15 protein-coding genes are annotated in these 17794 nt (G+C 53.0%); 8 read left to right on the forward strand and 7 right to left on the reverse strand.

From position 1 onward, the window contains the following. Positions 1-186: 186 nt before the first annotated feature. From manA to N5923_RS20145, 4 genes are all read left to right on the forward strand, one after another. Complete coding sequence (manA, locus tag N5923_RS20130) at positions 187-1359, forward strand: mannose-6-phosphate isomerase (protein ID WP_267141796.1); 1173 nt, start codon at positions 187-189, stop codon at positions 1357-1359. A gap of 143 nt (positions 1360-1502) precedes the next feature. Beyond that, complete coding sequence (locus N5923_RS20135; RefSeq protein ID WP_267141795.1) at positions 1503-3011, forward strand: YdgA family protein; 1509 nt, start codon at positions 1503-1505, stop codon at positions 3009-3011. A 158-nt stretch (positions 3012-3169) separates the two neighbouring features. Next, positions 3170-3889 carry a helix-turn-helix transcriptional regulator gene (locus tag N5923_RS20140; protein WP_267141794.1) on the forward strand — a complete coding sequence of 240 codons (720 nt, stop codon included), beginning with the start codon at positions 3170-3172 and terminating at the stop codon, positions 3887-3889. A 477-nt stretch (positions 3890-4366) separates the two neighbouring features. Next, complete coding sequence (locus tag N5923_RS20145; protein ID WP_267141793.1) at positions 4367-5101, forward strand: PAS and helix-turn-helix domain-containing protein; 735 nt, start codon at positions 4367-4369, stop codon at positions 5099-5101. Between the two features lie 54 nt (positions 5102-5155). Here N5923_RS20145 and N5923_RS20150 read toward each other — a convergent pair whose 3' ends face one another. Further along, positions 5156-6187, reverse strand: a complete 1032-nt coding sequence (locus N5923_RS20150) for a Mal regulon transcriptional regulator MalI (RefSeq protein ID WP_267141792.1) — start codon at positions 6185-6187, stop codon at positions 5156-5158. Positions 6188-6385: 198 nt separating this feature from the next. On the opposite strand from N5923_RS20150, the gene malX reads away from it, so the two are divergent. Continuing rightward, entirely contained in the window at positions 6386-7981 is a 1596-nt protein-coding gene (gene malX / locus N5923_RS20155) for a maltose/glucose-specific PTS transporter subunit IIBC (RefSeq protein ID WP_267141791.1), read from the forward strand. A 42-nt stretch (positions 7982-8023) separates the two neighbouring features. Beyond that, positions 8024-9196 carry a MalY/PatB family protein gene (locus tag N5923_RS20160; protein WP_267141790.1) on the forward strand — a complete coding sequence of 391 codons (1173 nt, stop codon included), beginning with the start codon at positions 8024-8026 and terminating at the stop codon, positions 9194-9196. On the opposite strand, the gene N5923_RS20165 is transcribed toward N5923_RS20160, so the two are convergent. Then, the gene (locus tag N5923_RS20165; RefSeq protein ID WP_267141789.1) at positions 9193-9756 is read right to left on the reverse strand and encodes a TetR/AcrR family transcriptional regulator; all 564 of its coding nucleotides are present in this window, start codon (positions 9754-9756) and stop codon (positions 9193-9195) included. The two genes, N5923_RS20160 and N5923_RS20165, sit on opposite strands and share 4 nt — an antisense overlap. Positions 9757-9873: 117 nt before the next feature. Here N5923_RS20165 and N5923_RS20170 point away from each other — a divergent pair, with 117 nt between their 5' ends. Next, positions 9874-10521, forward strand: a complete 648-nt coding sequence (locus N5923_RS20170) for a glutathione S-transferase family protein (RefSeq protein WP_267141788.1) — start codon at positions 9874-9876, stop codon at positions 10519-10521. A gap of 125 nt (positions 10522-10646) precedes the next feature. Then, the gene (add, locus tag N5923_RS20175) at positions 10647-11645 is read left to right on the forward strand and encodes an adenosine deaminase (protein ID WP_267141787.1); all 999 of its coding nucleotides are present in this window, start codon (positions 10647-10649) and stop codon (positions 11643-11645) included. Between the two features lie 127 nt (positions 11646-11772). Here add and N5923_RS20180 read toward each other — a convergent pair whose 3' ends face one another. The 5 genes from N5923_RS20180 to N5923_RS20200 all read right to left on the reverse strand — a co-directional run bounded on the left by N5923_RS20180 (position 11773) and on the right by N5923_RS20200 (position 17517). Beyond that, positions 11773-12813, reverse strand: coding sequence for an oxidoreductase (locus N5923_RS20180; RefSeq protein WP_267141704.1), 1041 nt, complete (start codon positions 12811-12813; stop codon positions 11773-11775). Positions 12814-12938: 125 nt separating this feature from the next. Further along, positions 12939-13853: an arabinose operon transcriptional regulator AraC gene (gene araC, locus N5923_RS20185; RefSeq protein ID WP_267141703.1), complete on the reverse strand. Its 915-nt coding sequence runs from the start codon at positions 13851-13853 to the stop codon at positions 12939-12941. A gap of 73 nt (positions 13854-13926) precedes the next feature. Then, complete coding sequence (gene araH, locus N5923_RS20190) at positions 13927-14916, reverse strand: L-arabinose ABC transporter permease AraH (RefSeq protein ID WP_017802246.1); 990 nt, start codon at positions 14914-14916, stop codon at positions 13927-13929. Positions 14917-14938: 22 nt separating this feature from the next. Next, positions 14939-16462 carry an L-arabinose ABC transporter ATP-binding protein AraG gene (gene araG, locus N5923_RS20195; RefSeq protein WP_267141702.1) on the reverse strand — a complete coding sequence of 508 codons (1524 nt, stop codon included), beginning with the start codon at positions 16460-16462 and terminating at the stop codon, positions 14939-14941. A 71-nt stretch (positions 16463-16533) separates the two neighbouring features. Beyond that, the gene (locus N5923_RS20200; protein ID WP_017802244.1) at positions 16534-17517 is read right to left on the reverse strand and encodes an arabinose ABC transporter substrate-binding protein; all 984 of its coding nucleotides are present in this window, start codon (positions 17515-17517) and stop codon (positions 16534-16536) included. Between the last annotated feature and the right edge of the window lie 277 nt (positions 17518-17794).

Here is a 17794-nt window from a genome sequence, read left to right on the forward strand (position 1 = left end):
TTTGATTTAAAAGGCCCGGTTAACCGTGGCGGAACTCGCTACGGGCAACAAAGGCGCGCAATATTCTGCCATACAATAATTTAACATTATGCGACTCAATCGTCCTTATTGCATTTCGACTGTATTTTTCAGGGTAGTTTCTGTTTTAATAAACCCAGTTAAATTCATCTTAAACAGGGATAAATGATGCAAAAGTTGCTCAATTCGTTGCAAAACTACGCATGGGGTAGCAAAACTGCCCTCACCGAGCTGTACGGCATTGCCAACCCCGACAATCTGCCGATGGCGGAAGTGTGGATGGGCGCGCATCCGAAAAGCAGTTCTTCGGTAGAGATTGACGGGAAAGTGCGTAGTCTGCGCAGCGTAATCGATAGTGATAAAACGCGTCTGCTGGGGGCCAACGTTGCTGAACGTTTTGGTGAACTGCCTTTTCTGTTTAAAGTCCTGTGTGCCGATCAACCTCTGTCGATTCAGGTGCATCCAAGTAAAGCGGCCGCCGAAGTGGGCTTTGCGAAAGAGAACGCGGCCGGTATCGATCTGAGCGCGGCGAATCGTAACTATAAAGATGCAAACCATAAGCCTGAGCTGGTATATGCCCTGACGCCATTCCTGGCGATTAACGGCTTCCGTGAAAACCGTGAAATTGTTTCACTGCTGCAGCCGGTGGCTGGCGCGCATCCGGCGATTGCGCATTTTCTGCAGCAACCCGATGCCGAAAGCCTTGCGCAGCTGTTCGCCAGCCTGCTTTCGCTGGAAGGTGAAGAGAAGTCGCTGGCGCTTGGTGTGCTGACATCGGCGCTTAACAGCCAGCAGGGTCAGCCATGGGATACCATCAAAGCAATTGCTGAAGTCTATCCTGATGACAGCGGTCTGTTCTCTCCGTTGCTGTTAAATGTGATCGAGCTGCAGCCTGGCGAAGCGATGTTCCTGTTTGCCGAAACCCCGCATGCTTATCTGCAGGGTGTGGCGCTGGAAGTGATGGCCAACTCTGATAACGTATTACGCGCAGGCCTGACGCCGAAGTATATCGATATCCCTGAACTGCTGGCGAATGTGCGCTTCAGCGCCAGCCCGTTTGACCGGCTGCTAACGCAACCTGAAGTTAATGGCAACACCCTGAACTTCCCGATCCCGGTCGATGATTTTGCCTTCGCCATTCATACGCTGGACAACACGCCTGCGGCATTAAGCCAGCAGAGCGCGTCCATTCTGTTCTGTATTGAAGGTGAAGCGATTATCACCCAAGGCGATCAGCAACTGGTGCTGCAGGCTGGCGAATCCTGCTTTATCGCTGCCGATGAGACATCCGTCACCATCAGCGGCAGCGGACGCATCGCGCAGGCCTTTAATACTTTGTAATTAATCCGACTGACGCCAGCCGGGACAATTGCTATTATTATTCAAGCTATTAATCAGAAAACGCCCGTGTGGCGTTTTTCTTCGCTGCCGGAAACGGGACAGAGTGGGCAGCGCTGACATCAGTGAAAGGATGACAAATTAAGATGAAAAAGACCAAGATTGCAGTAAGTGTAGTCGTTGCACTGGGAATTATCTGGACCGGCGGCGCCTGGTTTACCGGCAAGCAGCTCGAAAGCCATATGGATACCCTGGTGCAGAACGCGAATGCTCAGCTGAACAATATTGCGCCCGACAGCCGCCTGAAAGTGAGCTATCAGGATTATCAACGCGGCCTGTTTAGCAGCCACGCAAAACTGGTGGTGCAGGCCAGCTCGCAGACCGAAGATAACGCGCTGCTGAAGCCGGGTCAGAGCATTGTGCTGAATGAGACCATCGATCATGGTCCCTTCCCGTTCGCCCAGCTGAAAAAATTTAACCTGATCCCTGGCATGGCATCGGTGCATACCGAGCTGGAAAACACCGAGGCGGTGAAAGGTCTGTTTGAAGTCACCAAAGGTGTTTCGGTTGTCCAGGCGGATACGCGTATTGGTTACAGCGGCGCTACCTCTTCGGCTATCACCCTGCTGCCGCTCGATTATCAGAATGCCACCAGCGGCCAGCGCTTTGCCTGGAACGGCGGCACACTGAATGTCGATGCTGATGCTCAGGGCGATAAAGTCAGCTTTGATGGCAATATCGACAGTATCGCTGTCACCAGCAAGAATCAGATGGATATGCCGGTGATGTTTACCCTCAATGGCCTGAAAGCGAAGGCGAACACGCACCTTAGCCCGCAGGGTGTGCGTGTTGGCGATCAGGGTATTGATCTGAAAAAACTGACCGCTTCGGTTAATGGTCAGGAAGCCGTGACGCTGGAAGGCCTTGAAGTCAATGCGAGCTTTGATTCTGATGATAAAACCGTCTCAGGCCAGGTTGATTACACCCTTGATAACCTGAAAATGCAGAATCAGTCGTTTGGTCAGGGCAAACTGGCGTTGAAACTGTCGCAGTTCGACGGCGCAGCACTGAAGACCTTCTCTGAGAACTACAAAACTCAGATGCAGGCGCTGCTGAATCAACCGGGTATCGCCGAAGATCCGCTGCGTTATCAGCAAGGGATGAATCAGATCCTGGTTGCTAATCTGCCGACCCTGCTGAAAGGCGACCCGATCGTCACCATTGCGCCGCTGAGCTGGAAGAATGATAAGGGCGAGAGCAGCTTTAATCTGGCGGTTAACTTTAAAGATCCCGCTACCGCTACGGGTGAAGCGCAGAATATCAATCAGGCCGCCGATCGTGTGCTGAAAAGCCTCGACGGCAAGCTGGTGATCTCCATGGATATGGCTACCGAGCTGATGACCCATGTGGCGATGGCTGAAGGTCATCCGCAGGATCAGGCCGTTAAACTGGCGGAACAGCAGGTGAAAGGTCTGGCGGCGATGGGTCAGATGTTTAAGCTGACCACACAGCAGGATAACAATATCGTTACCAGCCTGCAGTACGCTACCGGACAGGTCACCATGAACGGCGAGAAAATGCCGCTCGACCAGTTCCTGTCACGTTATATGCTGGGTGGCATGTCGGCCCAGCCGCAAGCTTTGCCAGCCGAGTAATTGCTCTTCAGGGCGAGGATCCCCTCGCCCTTTCTTGATGAAGTCATGTTATTAACTGGAAAATCAATTTAATATAATAATGCCATCTCTGGACGGCATTTGAGTGTGGAAACGGAATCAGCACTTTAAACACATCCCCGATATGGAGTAGGGAAACTATGCATTTTAATGACCGATTAAACCATGATGATATTATTAGTTATACAACGATAACGCGTTCGCTGGATTTGTTAACAGAGCCTTATTGTATCCGGACAGCAGATGGCCGTTTTTTGTATGCCAATATGGCCATGGCGAAGTTTTCCGGATTGAGATCGCCTTATATCATGATGGAACGACCAGATTATGAAATCCCTTCACTGCTGTTTGACGATGAAGAAAATCTTGAAGCGTGGCGCCAGCAGGACAATATTATTTTAGAAACCAGAAAACCGTTAACCATGCTGGAAATTCATGCAGGTGCAGTTGACTCACCTTATCTGTGCAGGAAAGTGCCTTTCTACAGTAATACCGATGAGTGTATTGGCACCTTTTGTACGATTAAATACCTTGAAGTCTTTACGCCCAACGACTTTATTAAAGGTAAGCTACCGGAGTCTTTATTACTGAACAAACCGGATGATTTTTTCACTGAAAAACAATGTGAAATTATTTTCTACAGGTTGCAGGGGGTTAGTAATAAAGAAATCAGTCAGATTCTGGGATTATCGCCGCGTACTGTTGAAAATCGTATGGCCCAGATGTATAACAAAGCCCGGGTGAATCACCTTGATGATTTCCGTAAATTTTGTGAATTGCGTAACTTACACCGTTATTTACCCAAAAGAGTGCTTCTTCAGCGGAAAAGCGACTATAACGAGAAAATTGACAGCAGGTAAATTCTGCTTCGTTTGACTTGATAGTAACCGGGATTAAAGACTGATAACCTTGCTTAAAACAAGTGTCACATACTCAAACCCTGGAGTATTAAACCCTCTCAATTCCCGCATTCCCTGTTGCTATTATCGCCATTGTTGCAGATGCAACACCAGGGAAGATAATAAGTTTAAAAGCAATAATATTAGACTACATTCTTATTTAAGGTCACAGGCGAGGATCTCCTCGCCCTCTTTCTGTTTTTAATACCCTGTTTTCGACACATCTCTCACTTCTCTATTTTTTTAAAGAAAGAGAATTGAGCAAACGGATTAAATGATCTATATTCCTCAGGGCTTACAAAGGCAACAGGCAGTAAATATCCATACCCGAGAAACCATTAACAACATGAGTAATTAGTCTTTGCGTCATTTTGCTTACTTAACCAGTAAAGGGAATAACACGACAAACTGATTGTAATAAAATGGAGAGGGAAAACCATGGACTCAGATAATGCATCAAGTACGAATATTGAGATTATCGTACCTGAAATGCTCAGCCGATCTCTGGATTTGTTGCCAGAGCCCTATTGCATCCGCGCGCCGGACACCCGAGTTGTCTATGCCAATCTGGCGATGCTTAAACTGGCCGGTCTTAAATCAAACAGAGAGATAGTCGGTCGTCTTGACTATGAGGTACCTTCAGTACTGTTTGAAAATGAAAATACGCTTAAGGCATGGCGTGATCAGGACAGCAATATCATAGAAACCAGAAAACATCTGGCGATGCTTGAAATTCATCCAAATGCCGTAGACTGTCCTTATATCTGCCGCAAAGTGCCCTTTTATAATAATAATAACGAGTGCGTTGGCGCTTTTCTCAGCGTCAAATACCTTGAAGTATTTACCCCCAATGATTTTGTGCGCGGCAGGCTACCCGGCTCACTGCTGCTGAATAAACCGGATGATTTTTTCACGGAGAAAGAGTGTGAGATTATCTTCTTCAGGTTGCAGGGGATGAGCAGTAAAGACATCGGCAATCTTCTCTATCTCTCACCGAGAACCATCGAAAACCGGCTGGCAAATATGTATCACAAAGCTGGCGTTAATCACCTTGATGATTTCCGCGAATTCTGTGAAACACGAAATCTTCATCGCTATCTGCCGCAGCGACTGGTGTCGAACAAGCGTATTGGTTTTAGTGGTGATTTTGATCCAGAGGAGCCGCTGCTGTAAATATCTGAACAACGAGTGGCCAGAACTCAGGCCACTCGTTGTTACTGGCAATCCTTACGCCGATCCGCGCTCGATCAGCACCGGGGGCATAATCACATTCTGAATATCGCCTTGCGGGTCGGCCATCCTCTGCAGTAAACGCATGCCAGCACTGCGGCCTATTTCACGGGCGGAACTGGTAATAAATGTTAGCGGTGGATCGGTAAGTTGGGCTTCCGGCACATCACCAAACCCCACCAGCGCCATCTGCTGACCAAAGTAGCTGTCCAGCCCCCCTTTACCGATAGTACGTCCACTACGCTGTAGCCCAAAATAGCAGCCCAGCGCCACCGAGGCGTTATGGCAAAGAATGGCGGTGACCGTCGGGTGCTGATGAATCAGCTGTTCAGTCAGTTCAGCGGCGTCACGCTGCTGACTGCCACACTCAATAATCCATTCACTGCGAAAAGGTAAACCGTATTGCAGCAGTGATGAGCAGTAGCCCCCAATCCGTTCGGCGCGAGTTAAGGAGGATCCTGAGCCGCCAAGCCAGGCGATACAGTGATGACCACGTTTAATCAGATATTCCGTCGCCATTTGCGCCGCATGCAAATTGTCCGGGCGAATAGAGTCGGTATCTTCCAGCGAACTGGCGCGCGATGCGCAAAGCAGCGCAATTCCGGCATCACGGGCGCGGGTACTCAGGTCTGCAGCATTCGCGGCACCGCCACCCAGAACAATGCCTTCAACTCCTTGTGCCACCAGCGAATCAAAGCAGCGGTTAAGATTTTGCCCCTGCTGGCCGCTTTGCGTCAAAAACAGCACCTTGCCATGCTTTTCCAGTGTTTCACTCAGTCCGGCGGTCATTTCCGCATAAAACGGATTACAAATATCGCGCACAATCAGTCCTACTACCCCGCTGTCGCCACCGCGCAGCATGGCGGCTGAACGGTTACGCACATAGCCAAGTTTCTCTATTGCCTGGTAAACGCGGTCAGCAGTAGCGGCAGAGATACGCCCTTTACCGGACAGCACCAGTGAAACCGTAGTAACGGAAATTCCTGCTTCTTCAGCTACTTCAGTAATGGTTATTTTTTTCTGAGACATAGTTCGCCAGGTTGCAAGGCTTAAGCGCCAGTTCGTCATACGGTATCGAAGGCAGATAAAACGTTACACCTTCGCGCCAGTAAAGAAAACCACATCTGCCCATCATATTGTGAGCCGTTTCGCATTAACCGCTGGTAAAACGTTTTATCTTATTTTTACCTCAGCAGCTGCTGAGCATTTTTTTGCCAGGGAGAAAGTATGTCCGCCATTAAACAAAAAATATCAGTGTGGGAGTTTTTCCAGAGTCTGGGGAAAACGTTTATGCTGCCTGTCGCGCTGCTCTCCTTTTGCGGCATTATGCTCGGCATTGGCAGCTCGCTAAGCAGTCATGATGTGATTACGCTGATTCCATTCCTGGGCAATCACGTATTGCAGCTGATTTTTACCTGGATGAGTAAAGTCGGCTCGTTCGCTTTCAGCTTCCTGCCAGTGATGTTCGCCATCGCTATCCCACTGGGAATGGCCCGGGAAAACAAAGGTGTTGCCGCCTTCTCCGGCTTTGTCGGCTTTGCGGTAATGAATCTGGCGATCAACTTCTGGCTGACCGCTAACGGCATTCTGCCGGTCACCGATGCAGCCGTGCTGAAAGCGAATAACATCCAGAATATTATCGGCATTCAGTCTATCGATACCGGTATTCTCGGTGCGGTGATCGTCGGCATTATTGTCTTTTATCTGCATGAGCGTTTTCATACCATCCGCCTGCCGGATGCGTTGGCTTTTTTTGGCGGCACGCGCTTTGTCCCGATTATAACCACGCTGGTAATGGGTCTGATGGGCCTGACGGTGCCGCTGATCTGGCCCTGGTTTGCCGCGGCAATCAGCGGGTTAGGCTGGATGATTAACGGCGCCGGCGATTTCGGTCCGATGATCTTTGGTACCGGCGAACGTTTGTTGCTGCCCTTTGGTCTGCAACATATTCTGGTGGCGATTATTCGCTTTACCGATGCCGGCGGCACCATGGAAGTCTGTGGTCATACGGTGAGTGGAGCGCTGACTATTTTCCAGGCCCAGCTATCCTGTCCGACTTCCGGCGGTTTTGCCGAAAGCGCGACGCGTTTTCTCTCTCAGGGCAAAATGCCCGCCTTCCTTGGTGGCCTGCCGGGCGCCGCGCTGGCGATGTATCACTGCGCACGTCCCGAGAATCGCCATAAAATTAAGGGCCTGCTGATTTCTGGTGTGGTGGCCTGCGTGGTCGGAGGCACCACCGAGCCGATTGAGTTCCTGTTCCTGTTTGTCGCCCCGGTGCTGTATCTGATCCATGCGCTGCTCACCGGCCTTGGCTTTACCATTATGGCGGTGCTGGGCGTGACCATCGGTAATACCGACGGCAACGTGATCGATTTTGTGGTGTTCGGTATTCTGCATGGCCTGTCGACCAAATGGTATTGGGTGCCGGTGATTGCGTCGCTGTGGTTTGCCGGTTACTACCTGATTTTCCGTTTCGCCATCACGCGCTTTAATATCAAAACGCCGGGACGTGAAGCAGAGACCCACCGCGAGACGATTGAGAAAACCTTCTCCAGCGCTGGCGTCGGCAAGTCCGGTTACAATGCCCCGGCGATTCTGGCGGCGCTGGGCGGTGTCGATAATATTACTTCCCTTGATAACTGTCTGACGCGCCTGCGTCTGACGGTCAATGATATGAGTAAAGTGGACGATGCTACGCTGAAAGCCCATCGGGTGATTGGTGTGGTGCATCTTAATCAGCACAGTTTGCAGGTGGTGATTGGCCCGCAGGTGCAGTCGGTAAAAGATGAAATCGCCAGCCTGATGCAAACCGCATCGGCGTAACAGCCTGAACGGGGGCAAGCGCCCCCGTGTAATGAGGTCGCTATGTTTAATTTTGATCACCCTGTCGATCGTCACGGCAGCTGGTGCACCCAGTGGGATTTTGTCGCTGACCGTTTTGGCGATGCCGATCTGCTGCCTTTTACCATTTCTGATATGGATTTTGCCACCGCGCCGGTGGTGCTGGAAGCGTTGCAACAGCGTATCAGCCACGGCGTATTTGGCTACAGCCGCTGGCAGCATGCTGAATTTCTCGATGCCATCGTTTACTGGTATCAGCAGCGCTTTCAGCTGACGGTCGATAGCCAACAGATTGTCTATGGCCCGTCGGTAATCTATATGGTGGCGCAGCTGATTCGTCAGTGGTCTGCACCAGGGGATGGCGTGGTGGTTCATACCCCGGCTTATGACGCTTTCGGTAAAACTATCGACGCCAGTCAACGCCAGCTGCTGGCGGCGCCGCTGGAGAAACGTGGTCAGCACTGGCACTGCGATATGACACAGCTTGAAAACCTGCTGGCGCGCGACAACTGTAAAATTATGCTGCTGTGCAGTCCGCATAATCCCACCGGTAAAGTGTGGCAGGCAGCAGAGCTGGCGCAGATGGCGAAACTCTGCCAGCGCCATCAGGTAAAAGTGATCAGCGACGAGATTCATATGGATATGGTGATGGGCAATACGCCGCATACGCCATGGATCAGCGTTGCACGTGGTCCTTATGCCCTGTTTACCTCGGCATCGAAGAGTTTCAATATTCCGGCGCTAACCGGTGCATACGGTTTTATCAGCCAGCCGGAAGATCGCGCACAGTGGATGCACACACTGAAACAGGCCGACGGTCTCTCTTCCCCGGCAGTGATGGCGATTGCCGCGCATATTGCCGCTTACCGTTATGGCGCAGAGTGGCTGGATGCATTGCGTGCTTATCTGCTGGCAAATCTGCGCTATGTCGCCGGGCAACTCAACCAGTACTTCCCCGAGCTTAACTGGCACCCCCCCGAAGCCAGCTATCTGGCATGGCTGGATTTACGTCCGTTAGGGCTGGATGACCAGCGGTTGCAGCAAAACCTGATCAAGCAGCAGAAGGTGGCGATTATGCCGGGCGACACCTATGGTGTGGAAGGTAGCGGATTTTTACGTCTTAATGTCGGCTGCCCGCGCAATAAAGTTGAACAAGGGGTTGAACGTCTGATTAACGGTATTAAGGCCTGTCGCTAGTCAAGAAATTGAAAACATAGCTGCTGGCTGGCAGTCAGGATCTCTGCGGCTAATGCTTTATCATCCACCGCGCGCGCCAGCGCCAGACCACCAATCATACTCACGGCAATCTGCACCGCCTGCTGATGGTCTTCTCGCTCTGTTTCACTGGCTAAACTGGCGCTGATGCGGGCAATAAATGCCTGTAACAACTGAGTGTAATTGCGCTGCACACTTCCGCCCTGACGCGCGGCATCACTGACCATAAACGCCAAAGGACAGTGCATATCTTCACCTTCACGATGTTCCATACACAGATAAGCCTGCACAACCTCTTTCAGCCCCTCACGTCCGGCGCGATCCAGCAACGCACCACCGGCTCTGGCACCATTACGTAGCGCTTCGGTATACAACTCCCTTTTCGACGAAAAGTGGTGATAAAAAGCCCCGCGCGTGAGTCCGGCGCTCTGCATAATCTCATCAATACTCACCGCGCCGTAGCCGCCAGTGGCAAACAGGCGGGCGGCGCTATCAAGGATCATCTGTCGGGTGGTGGCACATTGTGCCTCAGGCCAGGCCATGGTTATCTCCGCTGAAAGACTCTGCGCATCAGTATGCCGGTATTTGAGTATATGTTCTTGAACATATTGTGATGGCAGGCACTCTGTACGCCATTATTGGTGTAAAGGAGATCCGCAATGCTGCATATATTTGGTCCACAATTCAGTACCCTGACACGCAGCGTCAGGTTGTATTGCGAAGAGAAACAGCTGAACTACAGCTGGGGCCGCCACCCTTTTGGTGAGCCGGTGGCGCTGCGTTCAGCGGAGCATCTGGCGTTGCACCCGTTTGCTAAACTGCCGGTGCTGATTCATAACGATATACAGGTGATGGAAACCACCGCCATTTGTCGCTATCTGGATCATGCTTTTAGCGACTCCTCTCTGACCTCCGGCGATATGCTCACGCAAACCCGGGTGGACCAGTGGTCTGCGGCCCTGACCTGCTATCTTGATAACTGGCTGGTACGTAACTACCTGCTGTTACTGGTCTCACCGACTCGCCCCGCCCGCCCGATCGATAGCCAGGCGCGGGCAGCGGCAGGACATCAAGCCTGCAACGGGCTTGATATTATCAGCCATCAGTTAGGCGACCAGCCGTTTTTCTGCGGGATGGACTACAGCATGGCGGACGCCATCCTGACGCCAATGCTCGACTATTTGCAGGCGTTACCGGAAAGTGGTGCATGGATTGCTGAGCGTACGCCGCTGGCGGCGTATCTGCAACGAATGCGCCAGCGGCCTGCGTCGGCAAAAATTTTAGTGCCTGCTGACTTCAGCCAGTGACTTTCGCGCAACACGGCCAATTAACCAGCGGTTAAGCGACCCTGTTGCGCAATTCTCTGGATTATTTGCGCAAGTTGTTTTTATAATTCTCTGCACTTTACTTAAAATAACCAAGAGAGTGCGAAATGATCGATACCCGCCTTCCCCTGACTGATATTCATCGCCATCTTGACGGCAATATTCGCGCGCAAACCATCCTCGATTTAGGTCGCGAATTTAATCTCTCCCTGCCCGCTACTACGCTGGAAACCCTGCGTCCCCATGTACAGGTGACCCAAAACGAACCGGATCTGGTCAGCTTCCTGCAGAAACTGGACTGGGGCGTCAAAGTGCTGGGTTCACTGGATGCCTGCCGGCGTATCGCCCGGGAGAATGTCGAAGATGCAGCGCGCGCCGGCATTCACTATACCGAGCTGCGTTTCTCACCGGGTTATATGGCGATGACACACAATCTGCCGGTGGCAGGTGTGGTGGAAGCAGTGATTGACGGTATTAAAGCAGGTTGCCAGCAGCATGATATCGAAGTACGGCTGATTGGCATTATGAGCCGCACCTTTGGTGAAGAGGCCTGTCTGCACGAACTGGAAGCACTATTGGCCCATCGTGACGGTATTACGGCGCTGGATCTGGCCGGTGACGAACTGGGTTTCCCGGGCAGTCAGTTCCTCAGCCACTTTACGCGTGCGCGCGATGCCGGTTTCCGTATCACAGTGCATGCCGGTGAAGCGGCCGGGCCGGAAAGCATCTGGCAGGCTATCCGTGAACTGGGCGCCGAACGTATCGGTCACGGCGTCAAGGCGATTGAAGATGCCGCACTGATGGATTTCCTGGCTGAGCATCAGATCGGGATTGAATCCTGCCTCACTTCTAATATCCAGACCAGTACCGTGGCGCAGCTTAGCAACCATCCGCTGGCAACGTTCCTTAACCACGGTATTCTGGCTACCATTAATACTGACGATCCGGCGGTTCAGGGGATTGAGCTGGCGCATGAGTATCAGGTGGCAGCGCCGCAGGCAGGCCTTAGCCCGCAACAGATCCGCACCGCGCAGGAAAATGGCCTGAAGATTGCGTTTTTGACGGAAGCAGAGAAGGCGAAGATTCGGGCGAAGGTAGCGGCCTGATTACTGATGGGCGGCGAGAACGCCGTTATTACGACTGGTGAAAATCATCAACACGGGCGGCGAGAACGCCGCCCCTACATCAGATCTGCGTAGGGGCGGCGTTCTCGCCGCCCGTCTGACAATCGGCTTACTTCAGTGACAACGTCTGGCGTTTCTCTGCAGACTGCAATCCCAGTTCAATCAGTTCCATCACCTGAATCGCCTCAGCGGCGGTAACCGGATTACTGCCGGTGCCATTAATCGCATCACGGATCGCTGCATAATAGGCCGGATAGTTGCCCGGAATGGTCAGTAGCGTCTGCTCGGCCATAACATCACCTTCGGCCAGCGTCAGCACACCATCGCGCATATCATAGCCCCACTCTTCCTGCGGCGGACGCGCGCCGGCTTTCAGACTGTCTTCCTGCGGATCCAGACCATATTTGACATAGCTGCCGCGGGTGCCGTGCACCTGGAAACGGGGCGACTCTGCCGCCACCAGCATACTGGCATGCAGCACCACCCGGCGTTGCGGATAAGTCAGTACCGCGTGGAAATAGTCAGTGGTCTGTGCGCCGGAACGTAACTCAGCCATATCGACATTAATCGCCACCGGCGCGCCGAACAGCTGTAACGCCTGGTCGATAACATGCGGCCCCAGATCAAACCAGATACCGCTGCCCGCCCCCTTCATTTCACGCCAGCGCTGACGCACTTCAGGACGGAAACGATCAAAATGGGATTCCAGATAGCGGACTTCACCCAGCGTGCCGTCAGCCAGCAGCGCTTTCAGCGTCAGGAAATCACTGTCCCAGCGGCGGTTATGGAACACCGACAGCAGCAAACCTTTGGCTTTCGCCAGCGCTTCCAGCTCACGCGCTTGTGACAGCGTCACGGTAAACGGTTTGTCGACCACCACATGCTTACCGGCATTCAGCGCAGCTTTCGCCAGCGGGAAATGGGTGTCATTAGGCGTAGGGATAACAATCAGTTGCAGCGTAGGGTCGTCAAACAGCGCCTGCGGATCGGCAACCACCTGCATTGAAGGCCAGTCGGCGTGAACTTTGGTCGCATCACTGCTGGAGACAGCAGCCAGCTCCATCTCTGAGGTGCCAGCAATTAACGGAGCATGAAACGTCTTGCTGGCGAAGCCATAGCCTACCAGACCGACACGGATTTTATCACTCATTAGTCTTCCTCTTGTTCACTCTGCGTTTTACCGCCAGAACGGGATACCGCTGGCGGCAAAACTTTACCTCAATGATTTAAAACCAATCGGTCTGCGAGAACAAGGTGGATTCGCCTGAAATGTCGCTATCCGGCGGTACGCGGCAGATCCCAGCTCTCCTGGGCCACCAGCGCATCATGCGCATCCTGACTGCGGCGGCGGAAATCACTGGGACTGACGCCAACCCGTTTGCGAAATACGCGCGAGAAATAGAGCTGGTCGTCATAGCCGACATCGCGCCCCACACTGGCAATCGGTTCCTGAGTGGTTTGCAGCAGCAGTTTAGCGCGGATCACCCGCTGATCTTCGCGCCAGCGCAGCAGATTCACCCCCATCTGCTCGCGGAACAGATGCGCCAGCCGCGATGGCGACAGGCAGACATACTTCGCCACCTCTTCAATCTTCACTTCAGCCGCCAGATTGCCGGTGACATACTGGCAGGCTTCGATCACCCGTGGATCGCGCACCTGCTGATGTGAACGCGGATCCTCTTCCACCGCGCGTAACAGCAGACGTTCCAGCAGGTTCATCGCCAGCTCCTCAGCAAAACGGCGGCCAGAGTTATGGGTCTGCTCAATATTGGCGAACAGACGGTCAAACTCGCCGCGCAGTGATTCCGGCAGGCGCAGACGTCCCACGCCCTGGGTTTCATCCTGCCACTGTAGCCAGTCGCTCCAGTAAGCGCGCGGCCGGAAGTAGATCCAGCGATGGAACCAGCAGTCGCTCTCGGCGGAACGACCATAGTAGTGCGGGGTTTTCGGCTGAAACAGCAGCAGATCGCCCGGCTCACAATCGAAGGCCGCTTCGCCATCAAATACCCGGCCGCGCCCTTTGATGGTCAGATTCAGAATGTAACCCTTCATCCCCAGCGGACGGTCGATAAAAAAGTCCAGCGGACCGTTGGCGCTGATCGGCGTTAACCCGGCCACCAGCCAGGCATTAAACGGATAGCCCGGCAGCAAAGGGTTGGACTGGATTGTTGAAGGCAGACGATGATACATGTTTCCTCCGAAGGTGAATTATGCAGATTGGTGCAAATCATCATTACGGGCGGCGAGAACGCCGCCCATGAACTTAATGCGTTTTCGCTTTCTGTTTATATCGGTCGAAAATGACTGCTGCCAACAATATCAAACCCCGCACCACATACTGTGAGAACGGCGATATATTCAATAAATTCATCGCATTCTCAACCGTCCCCAGAATCAGTACCCCGGCCACCACATAGGAAATTTTGCCAATGCCGCCTTTCAGTGACACGCCGCCCAGTACGCAGGCCGAAATCACAATCAGCTCATACCCCAGCGAAGTCATCGGCTGACCACTGGTCATACGCGACGCCAGAATAATCCCGGCCGCCGCCGATACCAGCCCGGAGAGGATAAAGATGATAATCCGCGTGCGCACTACCGGCACCCCGGCCAGCCGCGCGGCCTCTTCATTGCCGCCAATCGCCAGCGTATTGCGGCCAAAGGTGGTTTTATTCAGCAGGAAACCAAAGATAATCATGGTGCCAATAGTCAGCCAGATCGGCGCTGGCAGCCCCAGCCAGTTGGTGTAACCCAGCGCAAAGAAACGCTCATCTTCAATACCCACCGCTTTACCGTCGGAGAAAATATACGCCAGTCCGCGCACAATCTGCATGGTAGCCAGCGTAGTGATCAGCGCATTGATCTTCAGCTTCGCTATGACAAAGCCGTTAACCAGCCCACAGGCGACACCGAGTAACAAACCGGCAGCGATACCGATCCATAAACTCTCGGTCATATTGATCACTACCGCAGTGGTCACCCCGGCGCAGGCAATCACTGACGCCACCGAGAGGTCAAAATCGCCAGAGGCAAGGCAGAACAGCATGCCGCAGGCGACCATGCCGGACATCGACATCGCCAGGCCCAGCCCTTTCATATTGATAAAGCTGCCGAAATTGGGCACGAATATCATGCAGCCGATAAACAGCACGGCAAACACCACCAGCATGCCGAAGTTATCCCAGATGCGGCCCAGATTGACGCCGGAACGCTGAGTCGGTGGCGTGGTATTTGAGGTCGTTGATGAAGACATAACAGCACTCCTGAATGCTTAATCAGGCCACCGCAGCGGCCGCTTGAGAGGTTTTCGGCATAGCGAGACGCAGTGTTTTCTGCTCTGTCGCCTCGTCATGGCTGAGTTCACCGGCAATTTCACCTTCGCGCATCACCACAATGCGGTCGGCAAGACCCATCACTTCCGGCAGGTCACTTGAGGCAAACAGCACCGCAATCCCCTGCGCAGCCAGCGCATAAATCAGGCTATAAATTTCATGTCTGGCGCCAACATCAATCCCGCGTGTTGGCTCATCGAGTAAAATCACCTTCATCTCTTCCGACAGCCAGCGTCCGAGGATCGCTTTCTGCTGGTTGCCGCCGGAAAGATTCATAATCAGCTGATCCGCTGACGGCGTTTTGATATTCAGCGCGCGGATATGTTTGTCGGCGTTCTTCGCCTCCCAGCCGCGATCGATCAGACAACCGGCGGTAACATTGTTGCGCCGCGCGCTGATATTGATATTGTCGCGCACCGAATGAACCGGAATAATGCCGTCGGCTTTACGATCTTCCGGGCAGAGCATCATGCCGGCACGAATGGCGTCGGAGGGTTCGCTGATTTTCAGCTGCTCGCCATCCAGCCACACCTCGCCGGACTTAATCCGCGTGCCGCCAAACAGTCCTTTCATCAGTTCGCTGCGTCCGGCTCCCACCAGACCAAACAAACCAACAATCTCTCCGGCACGCACCTGTAACGAAATCGGCGTACGTACGCCGCGGGCATGCACCTGATTCAGTTGCAGACGCACCTCGCCGCAGGGACGTGGACTGTAGCCGTAGATATCACCGATTTCGCGGCCGACCATCGCCTGCACCAGCTGATCGTTATCGGTATTGGCGACATCGGTAAAGGTATTCACATAGCGCCCGTCTTTAAATACGGTTATCGCATCGCTAAGGGCAAAGATCTCCTCCATACGGTGCGAGACATACAGCACCACCCGTCCCTGCTCGCGCAGATTACGGATGACGCGGAACAGCTGTTCAATTTCACGCGCCGACAGTGAACTGGTCGGTTCGTCAAAGGCGATAATTTTGGCATTGCGCGCCAGTGCTTTGGCGATTTCCACCATCTGCCACTGTCCGAGCGACAGATACTTCAGCGGCGTATCCGGGTCGATAGCCATGCCGAGATTTTGCAGTTGTTGACCGGCCTCATAGCGCAGCAGTGAACGATTCACCCAGCCACCACGCTGCGGCAACTGGCCAAGATAGATATTTTCGGCGATGCTCATTTCCGGCACCAGATGCAGCTCCTGGTAGATAATCGCCACCCCGGCATCAAGCGCATCGGTGGCCTGATTAAACTGCATCTGCTGACCTTTAATACGGATCTCGCCGCTGGTCGCCTGATAGCTGCCGCTGAGAATTTTTAACAGCGTCGATTTTCCGGCGCCGTTTTCGCCCATCAGCGCATGAACCTGTCCGGCATGACACTCGAAGCTGATATCCTGCAGCGCTTTGACGCCGGGAAAGGTTTTGCTGATGCCATGAAACGACAGAAATGCGGGTTCAGTGCTCATGGTGGTCTCCTGTTAATCACTCTGTAAACCAGACTGGGGCCTGACCGGCAGACCCCGTAATACGGAGCTGATTACATCAGCCCTTTTTTCGCCAGTTCGGTTTTAAAGTTATCGCGGGTGATCAGCACCACGTCGGTGACTTCAGTGAATTTGGCCGGTTCAGCGCCTTTGGTGACCCACTCATACAGCATCTGGCTGCTTTTATAGCCATGCACGTCCGGGCTTGGCAACAGCGAACCATAGAAACCGGTGGCGTTACCTTTTGACAGTTCACTCACCGCATCGACGCCGTTAATGCCAATGCCGATCACATCAGCCGCTTTAAAACCCTGGCCCTCGGTGGCGCGCACGCCGCCCAGCACGGTGTTATCGTTCATGCCAACGATTAACCAGTGTTTGATTTCAGGATGCTGCACCAGCAGCGAGTTACCGGCGTCAAATGCGCCCGGGATATCATTGGATTTGGTCGGCACCTGGTAGATCTGTTTTTCCGGGAAGCCGGCCGCTTTCAGCGCGTCCATCGAGCCACCGGTACGACGACGTGCAGTATCCAGCTCGTTAGCTGTAATCGCCATGACGCCGGTCTGCTTCGCATCCCAGCCACGTTTCTGCATCTCTTTATACAGCTCCTGCCCCTGACGCTCGCCAATCTTGGTGGCGGCCATCATCACCAGTGGCACGGTATCCATCGGTTTACCTTTGGCGGTAACAAACTGGTCATCGACGGCAATCACTTTCAAATCGTAGCTGCGTGCCTTCGCCACAATCGCCGACCCCAGTTTTGGATCGGGCGTACAGATCACAAAGCCTTTCGCACCGCTGGCCGCCAGACTGTCGATGGCATTTAGCGTTTTCTCGCCATCAGGGACGGCAATTTTGATCACTTCAAAGCCCAAATCCTTGCCCGCTTTATCAGCGAATTTCCACTCGGTCTGAAACCAGGGTTCCTCCGGCTGCTTGACCAGAAAACCCAGTTTCAAAGTTTCGGCGATAGCCGAATGTGACATAACGGCAGCCAGCCCGACGACGGCTAACGTTTTAGTGAATTTATGCATGATGCTCTCCGGCTCAATGATGTTTTTTGCATGAGGTAAGCGAAACGGTGTAACCGATACCAGTCAATCTGCTGAATTTTACAGCGACTATAAATCAGCTAATTAGCGTGAAAAGTGCACACTCGCTGAACAATCGCTGGGCTAGTTGTACGCAGAAACATAAGAAAAAATGTAGAGCGCTATCACATTGTGGAATTACAGCAAGATCCTCCATACATTCAGCAAATTTAACCGTCCGTTAACTTTTGATATCGCTCACAGATCGCAACAGGATGGC

The sequence above is a fragment of the Winslowiella arboricola genome (genome assembly GCF_025527015.1).
GTDB lineage: Bacteria > Pseudomonadota > Gammaproteobacteria > Enterobacterales > Enterobacteriaceae > Erwinia > Erwinia arboricola.

Coding starts and splice junctions, on each gene's coding strand:
- N5923_RS20165 (WP_267141789.1), bottom strand. CDS start 9,756: ATGGCCTGGCCTGAGGCACAATGTGCCACCACCCGACAGATGATCCTT.
- N5923_RS20160 (WP_267141790.1), top strand. CDS start 8,024: ATGTTTAATTTTGATCACCCTGTCGATCGTCACGGCAGCTGGTGCACC.
- N5923_RS20200 (WP_017802244.1), bottom strand. CDS start 17,517: ATGCATAAATTCACTAAAACGTTAGCCGTCGTCGGGCTGGCTGCCGTT.
- N5923_RS20170 (WP_267141788.1), top strand. CDS start 9,874: ATGCTGCATATATTTGGTCCACAATTCAGTACCCTGACACGCAGCGTC.
- add (WP_267141787.1), top strand. CDS start 10,647: ATGATCGATACCCGCCTTCCCCTGACTGATATTCATCGCCATCTTGAC.
- araG (WP_267141702.1), bottom strand. CDS start 16,462: ATGAGCACTGAACCCGCATTTCTGTCGTTTCATGGCATCAGCAAAACC.
- N5923_RS20140 (WP_267141794.1), top strand. CDS start 3,170: ATGCATTTTAATGACCGATTAAACCATGATGATATTATTAGTTATACA.
- malX (WP_267141791.1), top strand. CDS start 6,386: ATGTCCGCCATTAAACAAAAAATATCAGTGTGGGAGTTTTTCCAGAGT.
- N5923_RS20150 (WP_267141792.1), bottom strand. CDS start 6,187: ATGTCTCAGAAAAAAATAACCATTACTGAAGTAGCTGAAGAAGCAGGA.
- manA (WP_267141796.1), top strand. CDS start 187: ATGCAAAAGTTGCTCAATTCGTTGCAAAACTACGCATGGGGTAGCAAA.
- araC (WP_267141703.1), bottom strand. CDS start 13,853: ATGTATCATCGTCTGCCTTCAACAATCCAGTCCAACCCTTTGCTGCCG.
- N5923_RS20180 (WP_267141704.1), bottom strand. CDS start 12,813: ATGAGTGATAAAATCCGTGTCGGTCTGGTAGGCTATGGCTTCGCCAGC.
- N5923_RS20145 (WP_267141793.1), top strand. CDS start 4,367: ATGGACTCAGATAATGCATCAAGTACGAATATTGAGATTATCGTACCT.
- N5923_RS20135 (WP_267141795.1), top strand. CDS start 1,503: ATGAAAAAGACCAAGATTGCAGTAAGTGTAGTCGTTGCACTGGGAATT.
- araH (WP_017802246.1), bottom strand. CDS start 14,916: ATGTCTTCATCAACGACCTCAAATACCACGCCACCGACTCAGCGTTCC.